Here is an 11,363-nt window from a genome sequence, read left to right as displayed (position 1 = left end):
TCGCCGAAGCCGGGCAGCATTGACGTGTACGACTGGCCGGGTCGCTTTGTGGACAAAGGTCACGGGGAGTTCTATGCCCGTATCCGTCAGGAGCGCTGGCAGGTGGAGCATCAGCAGATTCAGGCCACCGCCACGGCGGCGGGGATAGCGCCAGGGCACACCTTCACGTTAACCAACGCGCCGTTCTTCAGCGACAACGGGGAGTATCTGGTGACGGCAGCGGGCTACCACTTCGAGGAGAACCGCTACGCGAGCGGCGAGGGGGAGACCATACACCGTACCGATTTCACGGTCATTCCGTCGGCGGTTGTTTACCGCCCGGCGCAGAGCACGGCTTGGCCGCGCACCTACGGCCCGCAGACGGCGAAGGTGGTGGGGCCGAAGGGGGAGAGTATCTGGACGGATAAATATGGCCGGGTGAAGGTGAAGTTCCACTGGGACCGGCTGGCGAAGGGCGATGACACCAGCTCCTGCTGGGTTCGCGTGTCGAGCGCGTGGGCGGGCCAGGGCTACGGCGGGGTGCAGATCCCGCGCGTCGGCGACGAGGTGGTGGTGGACTTTATCAACGGCGACCCGGACCGTCCGATTATTACCGGCCGCGTGTATAACGACGCGAGCATGCCGCCGTGGGCGCTTCCGGCCGCAGCGACGCAGATGGGCTTTATGAGCCGCACGAAAGGGGGCTCCGTGGACAACGCCAACGCCCTGCGCTTTGAGGATAAAGCGGGCGCAGAACAGGTATGGATCCAGGCCGAGCGCAATATGGATACCAGCGTTAAAAATGATGAAACGCACAGCGTCGGCGGGGCGCGCAGCCATTACGTGAAGAAAAATGAGCTGCATCGTGTGGAAGCAAACCAGACTCAAGCGGTGAAAGGTGGAACCGAGATCCTGACGGGGAAAGGCAAGCTGGATGCGGCGGTCGAGCAGTATGTTATTGCATCCGGGACGAAGCTGCGGCTGGTCTCAGGTGAGAGCGCTATTGAGCTGAACGCTAACGGCAAGATTAACCTGATCGGCAAAGAGTTTAACTTCTTCGTGGAAGGGGATGGTTATATCACCACGGGCGGTAAGCTGCATCTGAATACTTCTGGCACCAAGCCGGGCACAACGGCGCCGGGTTCTGGGCATAAAGGGGATATTGATGCGGCGGTGCAGGCGAAATTTACGCCGGGAAAGGAGAGTAAGGCTGGTGTGGCTGCCAGCGCACCAGCCGAAACCTCTAAAAACGCTACGCCTCCAGCATCCAATGTTCCTTCAAGCGGATATGGAAAGGATGTAGATAGTCTTGTCGATAAATCACCGACGATGAAAAATGACATAGCGACGTTAAAGAAACGAGGCTGGACATTTGAAGAAGGTGAAGCAGGCAAGGGGACGTTTGCCAATCGTCAAAAGCGCGTTATTACCGTTGATAAAAATGAGCTCGGTAACCCGAATGCAGTCGTTCAGTCTCTGTCACATGAAAGTGGTCACGCTTTATATGAACCCAACATTGATTTTTCTTCGCGCGACGCCTATCTCAACAGCACACTCAGTGATGAAGGCGCTGCAACCTTGAACAATATCCGGGTCCAACGCGAAATCATAGCCAACAAGGGTGGGGATATAGGTATTGCAGGCAATCCGGCAAATCAGACACAATATAATCGTATCTATGATTCTCTCGAACGTGGGGCTATAAAGGAAAGTGAAGCGCGTACGCAGATAGGCCGTATCTTTGGCAAAGGCGAACAAACGTCTACCACAGGGCAATATTACGAAGATTATTATGGCGGTTGGTATGATAAAAATTATCCATAGTCTAAAAACGGGTGCGGTGCTTGCGGCTTTATTAACGACGGGAATGGCAGGAGGTAACATGCAGAAACAGGATCTTTGGCAGTTCATTGAAGAAATGAGCGCATCACTCAAAACATTGTCCGTTAACAGTCTGGATAACGCTCCGTTGTCATTCAAGCTAACGAAACAAAATGAATATATCAATTTCTACAATGCTGACGATATCAAACTGGCGGATGGAACGAACATTACTGCAATTGATTTACGTTTAAGTAAAGAAAGTGACGGGATGGCACCGTTACTGAATTTTTCACCGTCCGGCCAGTGCATCACTCTCGACACTGTTAAAAAACATTATCCGCAACTGACGTTAACTGATTATCCACGAGGCCGTTCGGAGAACGAAGTGACCAGTTATACAGCGCTAAAGGATATGAATGGGCAAAAAATAAGCTTCAGTTTCACGGTAAAAAAACCTGACTGCTTGGGTGGGGTCGCTATTAGCGCTGACTAAAAATGTTTATTTCATTACTCACTGCTTTTTAAAGTAGTGAGTAGCATAATATTTATCCAGCAAATGACGATTAACGTGAAAAAACGCCTTTCTGTGTCTCTTTTTTTTACCCTCATGTCTACCTTTCTGAGCAGTTATGAAGTAATGGCTCAGACTATGCCGCTCATTCTGGCTAAAGATGATTTTTCTCTGCAGTTAAACGACCAGATTGTGGCACTGGGTGAGAGATGGACTCCTGAGGTTGCGCGTAAAATTGCAGTTTCTGTGGAAGGTAGTTTTGTCGGTGAAGTTCCTTTTGACGGAACGAACTATAAATTCTACCAGCATCAGAAGACTGGGTTAAAAATATTCAGTTCCAATCTCTGGTGGGATAAAACCGAGCGAAGTGTTGACGATTATATTGTGGCGCAGATTACGTTAACTGCTCCGGATGGCAAAACAGCTCGCGGGATCCATATTGGTTCAACAATAGATGAACTTAATAAAGCTTACGGCAGTGGTCAGGTCGAAAATGGTTCCGGGGAGCAGTGGGTTTCCTATGAATTGGATAAGGAATTGCTCTCTTTTGAGGTTAAAGACAGTAAGGTTGTAAAAATAACAATGAATTACGAAAATGGTACTTCAGAGTGAATTATGGCCAAAAAATATCTGGCAGTCGTTTTGTTCACGGCGTTATTGACAGGCCCCGTTGAAACCACAACGGCGCTTGAATTATCACAATATAAAAAGCTCGATAAAGTCAGTCACATCGTTAACGACAGCGAAGTGACAGACAATCTCAGGAAAACGCTGGGAAATCATTACCAGACCTTTATTGATAACTTTGATGTCTTCGGTGAACCGCATACCACCACAGGTGGCGGATTGTTTGTTGAAGGCTGGTTAAAAGATCTCTATCAGGAGAATGCATCCGCGCTGGTCATCAATCCTGACGGCAAAATCTTTGCAGCCTGGGTGGTTCCGACGTCGGACGTTATTCATTACCAGTCATCTGACAATAGCACGGTTATTCATGCCGATATTCAGCAGTGGGCCGCCAGATTTAATGTGAAGCATTTTGCAACGTTCGGCCAATCAAAACTCGTGTTTGACGGGGAGTGGGCTGGCGAATTCAAGAAAGACTCGACGTTAACCCTGCGGTTAGCTGAATCAGACAACCGGATCACCGGCTCTTATTGCTATATCTCCCAGAGAGGAAACCGCATAGATTGCCCGGAAGATGATGAGCAAAATCTTAGCGGTACGATCGCTGGCAATCGTGCCAGCGTTGAGTTCAACTCATCGTTTGGCGGCGTAGGCGGACGGGCTGTTCTGGAAATAAAGGGGCGTGAAATGGAATGGCGTTTAGTTACTCCTCCTCAAAATGGAAATTACTATGCCCCGCTGCGATATACGTTACGTAAAGCCGCTTCGGTTCAAAACGCGGAAACCAGAAAACTGGACACCGATAAATTCGTTATTTCGCTTATAAACAAATGCGGCCATTTTGAGAGCAAATGTGACGGGATGGTTTATCTCGGCGTGCGCAAAAGCGATAACAGTACCATCTCCTTAAGGGGTAAAACGTTACACGACTCCGCAGGCAAAATAATCGGCTCAACGTATAAGAATGGCGAGATCGCTTATACCGTGACGTATGCACCTGTGAAATTGGTTGTCAGCAAAGGCAGCCATGTTTTAGTCGAACAGTCAGGTCAGTGGCTTAAATAAAACAGCCAGCCAAAAGGTCAGCATGGATTGGCCTCTTTTGTTTCTCTCAATATTAATCATCCCGAGTTCACTTATGAAATACACCCTCCAGGAAGGTTCATTTTCCCTTTTTCCTGCTGCCTGGCAGGATAACAGCATGAACATCATTCGCGATGACGAAAGCGGGCTGTCCGTGGTGGTCAGCCGCGGCGTGATTCCCGATGGCAGCGACTACGAACAAGAGTTTCACCGCCAGTGGGACGTGCTGCGTCCTCAGATGGGTGAGATTGCCCAGAGCGAGTTCCGGAGCGTAAAAGCCGGGCCAGACGGAAACATTAACGGACTGGAAGTTGAGACCACCTTTGACCGCAACGGGCAGCGCCTGTGGCAAAAACAGCTGGCCGTGCAGACGCCGGGCAAACCGGTATTGATGATTTTTACCCTCTCAGCGCTCAGAGCATTCACTGAAGAGGACGAGGTGCGCTGGAGCGCGCTTAAGCAGAGTCTGGCGCTAAACGACAACCGGAATGTGTAAGGCATGAGCGATAACAACGCGGCCCGTAAGGGCGACGAGATTATTCACTCCAGCATTTTTGCTGACATCACCAGCATTGTGGCGGAAGGTGCCGCCTATGCGGTGATCGGTGCGGCGGTAGGGCTGGCGGCTACGGCTGCGGCACCACTGCTCGGTGCCGGAGCCGCCGCAGCGGGCGTGGCGGCGATTGGGTCCAGCTGTCTGTTAAGCGGAATTATCGGTGGTGTGCTGGCGAACGTGGCGGGGATCACAGACGATATCAGCAATGCCGCGGAAGGGTTAGGTAATGCGCTTTTCCCGCCGTCGCCTGCGGGCAAAATCACCACCGGTTCTAACAACGTTCTGACTAACGCAATCCCTGCCGCGCGCGCGGCAGGCACGCTCACGCCCGCCGATACCCCGCCCCCTGAGCCGCAGTCGCCGGGCAGCTTTGCCGATTACGCGGGCATGCTGCTTTCCGCCGCCGGACAGTTTGGCAGCGAAATGTGGCAGCCGAGCGTGGCCTCTGCCGCTGCGGGAACTTCGCCGCTGGAAGAAGACAAGGTGGCGTGTGAAAAACACTCCGGGCCGCAGTATCTGTCGGAAGGCTCCAAAAGCGTCTTCATCAACGGCCAGCCTGCGGTGCGCGCGAAAGATCGCACCACCTGCGAAGGCACCGTTTCCGACGATGTCTCTCCTAACGTGATCATCGGCGGGGACACGCTCACGGTCCGCGATATCAAAAGCGGTAAAACGCCGGGTCTGGCGCTGGGGATGATTGCGCTCTCCCTGCTGCGCGGGCGTCCGGGCAAGATCCTGAAAAACATGCCCTGTGCGCTGGCGGCGGCAGGCGGTGGGATGCTGGCGGATATGGCGGTGAATGCCGTGTTTGGCTCCTCGCACCCGGTTCATGCTGCCACCGGCGTGAAGGTGCTGAATGACGACGACGAGCTCGACTTCTCGCTGCCGGGGCGCTTCCCGCTGCGCTGGCAGCGCAGCTATAACAGCCTGACCACCCGCGAAGGGCTGTTCGGTCTGGGCTGGGCTACAACTTTTGACAGCTATCTGACGCTGGAAGATAACAATGCGACCTGGTTCGATGAAACCGGGCGCGAGCTGAGCTTCGAGCTGCCGCCTGTCGACCGCGCGTTTTACAGCATCAGCGAAGGCATCATTATCCGCCGCAACGAGAGCGGCGACGTGGCGATTGCCGACGACGACGGCGCGGTGTGGCGTCTGTACAAACCGACCCGCGCGAATCCTTCTATCCTGCGTCTGGCCTCCCTCAGCGATGAATACGGCAACGCGCTGCTGACGGCGTGGGACGAGCACGGCAGGCTGGTTGGTCTTCACGACGAGCCGCGGGCTATCGACGTCACCCTGCGCTATGAGGATGAACGTTTCCCGCAGCGGGTTACCGCAGCCAGCCATTTCGACGGCAACCAAACCTGGCCGCTGATGCAGTGGGGCTACGATGCGCGCGGCCAGCTGGCGAGCGCGACGGATGCCTCCGGCGTGGTGACGCGTGAATACCGTTACAACGACCACGGCCTGATGGTCTGGCACCGCTTGCCGGGGGGGCTGGAGAGCGAATACCGCTGGAAACAATTCGATCACTGGCGCGTGGTGGAAAACCGCACCAGCACCGGCGATGGCTGCCGCTTTAGCTACGATTTAGACGCGGGGCTGACGACCGTCGAGCACTACGACGGCCAGACGCGACGCCACTACTGGAACGCGCAGAATCTGATTGTGCGCTACGTCGACGAGCGCGGTGAAAACTGGCGCTACGAGTGGGACGATAACGAGCTTTTGACGCGTCGCATCGATCCGCTCGGCAATGCCGTCACCTTCGTCTACGACGAAATGGGCAACCGGGTTCAGGAGACCGACGCCGACGGCAATACCCGCACCACCACCTGGCTGGAGCACCGCGCGCTTCCCTCGGCCATTATCGAAGCCGACGGCAGCGCCACCCGCTTCTGGTACGACGAACACCACGGACTGAAGCGTGTGCTGGATCCGATGGGGCAGACGACGCAGCTGCGCCGGGACGAGTTCGGCCAGGTCGTTGAAGAGGTCGATGCCGCCGGCAACAGCCGCTATCAGGAGTACAACGAGGCCGGGCAGATTGTCCGTTCGACGGACTGTTCCGGGCGTATTACCCGCTATCGCTATCACCCGCTGGGCTGGCTGGTGGCAGAGATTAGCGCCGACGGTGAAGAGACGCGCTACCGCTACGACGCCGCAGGGCGCCCGGTGCAGCTCGATCGTCCGGAAGGCTGGACGGAGTCGCTCAAATGGAACGAACGTGGCCTGCCGGTGAGGCACGCGGGCGCCGACGGGAAAGAAAGTGAGTTCAGATACGATGAGGCGGGGCGCTTAACCGCCACCCGTAATACGCAGGGCGAAGAGGTCCGTCGCCGCTGGGACAGCCGTGGGCGTCTGATTGCCCTGGAAAACGAGAACGGCGAAGAGTACCAGTTCCGCTGGGGCGCTGACTCGCTGCTGCTGGAAGAGGTAGGGCTTGATGGCGTGGCCTCGCAGTATCGCTATGACGCCTGCGGACGCACGATAGCGCGCACGTATGCCGCCGGCCATCCGGAGGCCATCACCCACGCCTTCACCTGGAGCGCGAGCGGCCAGCTGGTCGCCCGCACCACGCCAGAAGGGCAGACCCGCTACCACTACACGCCGTCCGGGCTGTTAAGCCGCATTGGGCTGCATCCGGCGCTTTCAGCCGACGCATGGACCACCGAGGCGGAGCAGGAGCTCGCCTTTGAGTATGACGCGCTCGGCCGCGTGACGAGCGAAGCGGGCGAGCATGGTGAGCTGGCGTGGGGATATGATGCGCTGGGCAACCGCACTTCCGTCACGCTGCCCGATGGCCGCGAGCTGAAACAGTTCTACTACGGCAGCGGGCATCTGCTCAGCATTGCCCTCGATAAGCTGTCGGTCTCCGACTTTACCCGCGACGAGCTTCACCGTGAAACCAGCCGCACGCAGGGGCTGCTGACCACCCGCAGCGAATACGATCGTCTTGGCCGACTGCATCGCCGGGACGTCTTTACCGGCAATGCCCAGCGCCCGTCGCCGCGCCGCTGGTCCCGCCGCTGGGATTACGACTATCGCAATAACCTGGTGAGGGAAGAGCGGGACGATAACCCGTTCAGCTGGTACCGCTGGCAGTACGACAGCGCCGGGCGTCTGCTGGTTCAGGACGGCACGCTGCCCGGCCAGGAGCAGTGGCGCTGGGATGCGGCGGGTAACCCCCTCGAAGGCTCTGCTGAGAAGGTCACGCATAACCGCCTGACGCAACTGAACGGCATTCGCTGGCGCTATGACGTCCACGGACGCACCGTGGAGAAAGATAACGGCCAGACCCGCTGGCACTATCGCTACGACGGCGAGCACCGTCTGACGGAGGTGATCAGCCAGCCGCGGGACCGCAACAGGCCGCAGACGCAGGTCAGCTTCCGCTACGATCCGCTCGGGCGACGCATCAGCAAAACGCGCCGCCAGATGCTGGGCGGCCAGCCAACCGGTAAGCCTGTCACCACGCGGTTTGTCTGGGAAGGGTTCCGCCTGCTGCAGGAAGTTCACGGGGATGTGCCGCTGACCTACGTCTACAGCGATCAGGACAGCTACGATCCGCTGGCGCGTATTGACGGGGTTGATGCCCCGGAAATATTCTGGTTCCACTGTCAGCCGAACGGCACGCCGGAGCGGATGACGGATAGCGAAGGGCAGGTGCGCTGGGAAGGGGTCAACAGCGCCTGGGGCAAGCTGCTGCGGGAAAGCGAGACGCAGGTATCAGGATATTCTCAGAACCTGCGCATGCAGGGGCAATACCTGGACCGTGAGACAGGGCTGCACTACAATCTGTTCCGGTATTACGACCCGGATTGCGGAAGGTTTACGCAGCAGGACCCGATAGGGCTGGCGGGGGGGATAAACCTTTACCAGTATGCGCCGAATGCGCTGGGGTGGGTGGATCCGTGGGGGTTGTCGTGCAGAAATAGCTGGAATGATTTCCAGAGCAAAACTCGAGGTGCTTTTGCAACAAGAGGTCATGCTGCACGGGCCTACCGAGCTACTCATGGAATTTCAAAGCCAGATTTCCCTAATCCGGCAACATACCTCGATGCAGGAAAAATTAGTAGGCATTTAGAACTATTCAAGGGAGGGGTTACTAAGTTCGTTTGGGGTATTAATCCTGAATTTAGTCATTTAGGTCCTCCAGGAGGCCACTTTGTTATGCCAAGGACCGTTGCTGATGACTTAATTAGACGTTCGGGTGGGAACATTCCAAAGCTTGAAAGATTGTTAGGGTTAAATGCAGGTGATCTCGGAGACGCTCCTTTAAGAGTTGATATTAATAATCCGACAGGTTTAAGAATGCCAACAGGAAATGAACGAGGAGCAAATGAATTTTGGTTGCCGGGAGGATATACTTCAGGTGGTATTCCAGAGGCGGCCATAGATCCTACTCCGCTAAATCAATTAAAGATCACACAGTTGAAAAATTAAAAAAAGGAGACGCAATGGATAAAATAATATTTAATAATTATGGGGTAATCCTTATCGAAAGAGAAGGGCGTTTTTTTATTAGGTTTTATTCAGGGGGGATAGTTATGAAAGAAGAGGAAGAAGAATTGAGCATTGATGAGGCCAAAAAAGTTCAAATGAGTGAAAAGGATGCTTATGAGGTTTTAATAGCCATTGAAAAAAAGAAAAGCTAAAATATTGGCCTCTTTTTTAATAATTACCTGTCGAACAGTAATAAGGATGGTTTTTTACTACAAACCAAAATAAGTCGCTCAATGAGGTTCTTTGTAAAAGTTAACTTTAGCCAATTATAATAGAGAACTAAAAACACGCATGGGGGGCGTTTTTTGTTCAAAACGATCAAAAGTTAAATAAAAAATTATCTCATAGAAATCTGTTAGAAGTAATTTTCCCCTTCCACAACCATCTTGTCCGCTACTTCGTGCCTTGCTTATCCTTGTCGGCGTGGAGTCCTTATACATTATAGCTTGAGCACGTATAAGCCCTTGCTCTAGGCGCACGCAGGGGGGCTGTCTACCCGCAGCGAATATGACCGTCTTGGCCGCCTGCATCGCCGGGATATAGTTACCGGTAATTCTTAGTGCTCTTGGTTGCACCGCTGGGATACTACCGGTAACCCGCTTGAAGGCTCTGCTGAGAAGGTCACGCACAACCGCCTGACGCAGCTGAACGGCATTCGCTGGCAGTATGACATACACGGCCGTACCGTGGAGAAGGATAACGGCCAGACCCGCTGGCACTACCGCTACGACGGCGAACATCGCCTGACTGAAGTCATCAGCCAGCTGCAGGATCGCAACAAGCCGCAGACGCAGGTCAGCTTCCGCTACGATCCGCTCGGCCGGCGCATCAGCAAAACGCACCAGCAGATGCTGGGCGGTCAGCCAACCGGCAAGCCGGTTTGTCTGGGAAGGGTTCCGCCTGCTGCTGGAAGTGCACGGAGATGTGCCGTTGACCTACGTCTACAGCGATCAGGACAGCTACGATCCGCTGGCGCGTGTTGACGGCGTTGATGCCCCGGAGATTTTCTGGTTCCACTGCCAGCCGAACGGCACGCCGGAGCGAATTCTGCTCACCATGTTATACCCGTTGAGGTGTGGAAATAGGACCAATCATTCTTCAATAATGTTGGCATCGGAAAAGACATGAACTCTGCGTTTAATGGTATTCATGTTCCAGGTAGCGCATCAGCGATGAAACAAGATGCAGGGAAAGGTATGGATGTTTTCCATAGCAGTAATCATCATAACTATAGTGACATTGTCCGTCAGCGCATTGCTCGTGTTGAGCAGCGATATAATTCTGGAAGATTGGATGCTAAAGGGGCAGGGATAGCTATAAGGCGGATCCAGATTGATATGAAGAATAAAGTTTGGATGGGTCATGTTCCCACAACAAAATGCAGGAGAATGAATTAATGTCCTATTATGTGATCATGAATGACTTTGATTCACCACTCATGCCAAGAAATTTACAGGGCATGGTTGATGAAAGAATACAGATCGATGAAAACTGGGAAATAGAAGGATCTGCATTTTCCTTTCCTTATCGAATAACAGACGATGCATGTCCAGACCGTATTTATTTGTTGTGCAATAGAAATGTTGGGGCTTTGAAATTTGACTATTATAAAAAAGACTTTGGACACCTGATGGATTAGTCTTTATTTTCAATTCTTGAAAATCATAAGCATAATGTTTTTTTGACCGAGATATAACACCAGTTTCGATTGGGAATGGTCAAGCTCTTCGGGATGATTTTAAATATGTATATTTTCCTAGCGGGGATGTTATAGATGAAGAAAAATCTATTCTCGAAGAAGATAAATTCGGAGGCATCATACCTTTTAAAATTGAATTCAAGGATGATGCGCTGGAATATGATATACTTTCGTTGAACGACACATTGTTAAGTGGTTTTATCATTGTTAAACAAGAGGTGAAGGAATTTATAGAAAGTAAAGGCTTCCGGGGGGTGAAACTTGTTCCACTGGAAAATGCTTTAAACGTTTTCTGTGAAGATTATTTCTACGAAATAGACTCCAATCGTAAAAGAAAGGGCAATAAACTACCTTAATATTGAATGGTGTCGTGCCATTATTGATTCTTTGTTTTTCTTTTCTAATGGCGCGAAGAAGTTCTTTGGATTATGGGTACATTATTCGACTATGGATCACAGTAATTTTAAGAGTAGCCAATAATGTTAATTCTTAAAGAGGAATAATGCATATAAAAAATACTATCCAGGACTTTATTAACAAATTCAAAATGAATGATTTAAATATGGGAGAGATAG

The 11,363-nt window shown here is 52.8% G+C and carries 10 protein-coding genes and 1 pseudogene; all 11 read left to right on the top strand.

What is annotated here, in order from left to right:
- Positions 1-1,803 (top strand): type VI secretion system Vgr family protein (locus tag IM273_RS20630; RefSeq protein WP_193055590.1); only part of this gene is annotated, 1,803 nt, incomplete at its 5' end.
- Positions 1,784-2,296 carry a hypothetical protein gene (locus tag IM273_RS20625; RefSeq protein ID WP_047366809.1) on the top strand — a complete coding sequence of 171 codons (513 nt, stop codon included), beginning with the start codon at positions 1,784-1,786 and terminating at the stop codon, positions 2,294-2,296. The genes IM273_RS20630 and IM273_RS20625, both read left to right, overlap by 20 nt.
- Before the next feature lie 75 nt (positions 2,297-2,371).
- Positions 2,372-2,926: a hypothetical protein gene (locus IM273_RS20620; RefSeq protein ID WP_236327296.1), complete on the top strand. Its 555-nt coding sequence runs from the start codon at positions 2,372-2,374 to the stop codon at positions 2,924-2,926.
- Between the two features lie 3 nt (positions 2,927-2,929).
- Positions 2,930-4,006 carry a hypothetical protein gene (locus IM273_RS20615; RefSeq protein WP_193051688.1) on the top strand — a complete coding sequence of 359 codons (1,077 nt, stop codon included), beginning with the start codon at positions 2,930-2,932 and terminating at the stop codon, positions 4,004-4,006.
- 73 nt (positions 4,007-4,079) lie between these two features.
- A complete protein-coding gene (locus tag IM273_RS20610; protein ID WP_059358115.1) occupies positions 4,080-4,520 on the top strand; it encodes a DcrB-related protein in 441 nt (146 codons plus the stop codon).
- A 3-nt stretch (positions 4,521-4,523) separates the two neighbouring features.
- The gene (locus tag IM273_RS20605; RefSeq protein WP_193051687.1) at positions 4,524-9,029 is read left to right on the top strand and encodes an RHS repeat-associated core domain-containing protein; all 4,506 of its coding nucleotides are present in this window, start codon (positions 4,524-4,526) and stop codon (positions 9,027-9,029) included.
- 14 nt (positions 9,030-9,043) lie between these two features.
- Entirely contained in the window at positions 9,044-9,241 is a 198-nt protein-coding gene (locus tag IM273_RS20600) for a hypothetical protein (protein WP_023300305.1), read from the top strand.
- 330 nt (positions 9,242-9,571) lie between these two features.
- Positions 9,572-10,136, top strand: a pseudogene (locus IM273_RS22550) (type IV secretion protein Rhs); the annotation flags it as partial.
- A gap of 77 nt (positions 10,137-10,213) precedes the next feature.
- A complete protein-coding gene (locus IM273_RS20590) occupies positions 10,214-10,486 on the top strand; it encodes an AHH domain-containing protein (protein WP_193055589.1) in 273 nt (90 codons plus the stop codon).
- Positions 10,486-10,728 carry an Imm43 family immunity protein gene (locus IM273_RS22660; protein WP_255506026.1) on the top strand — a complete coding sequence of 81 codons (243 nt, stop codon included), beginning with the start codon at positions 10,486-10,488 and terminating at the stop codon, positions 10,726-10,728. The genes IM273_RS20590 and IM273_RS22660 overlap by 1 nt, the downstream gene beginning before the upstream one ends.
- 53 nt (positions 10,729-10,781) lie before the next feature.
- Positions 10,782-11,144 (top strand): Imm43 family immunity protein, encoded by a 363-nt coding sequence (locus IM273_RS22655; RefSeq protein ID WP_322112612.1) that lies wholly within the window; start codon positions 10,782-10,784, stop codon positions 11,142-11,144.
- Positions 11,145-11,363 lie beyond the last annotated feature (219 nt).

The organism is Enterobacter cloacae complex sp. P13B (assembly GCF_014895915.1).
Taxonomy (GTDB): Bacteria; Pseudomonadota; Gammaproteobacteria; order Enterobacterales; family Enterobacteriaceae; genus Enterobacter; species Enterobacter bugandensis.
The sequence above is the reverse complement of the archived record's forward strand: the minus strand, read 5'-3'. Positions and strand labels throughout refer to the sequence as shown.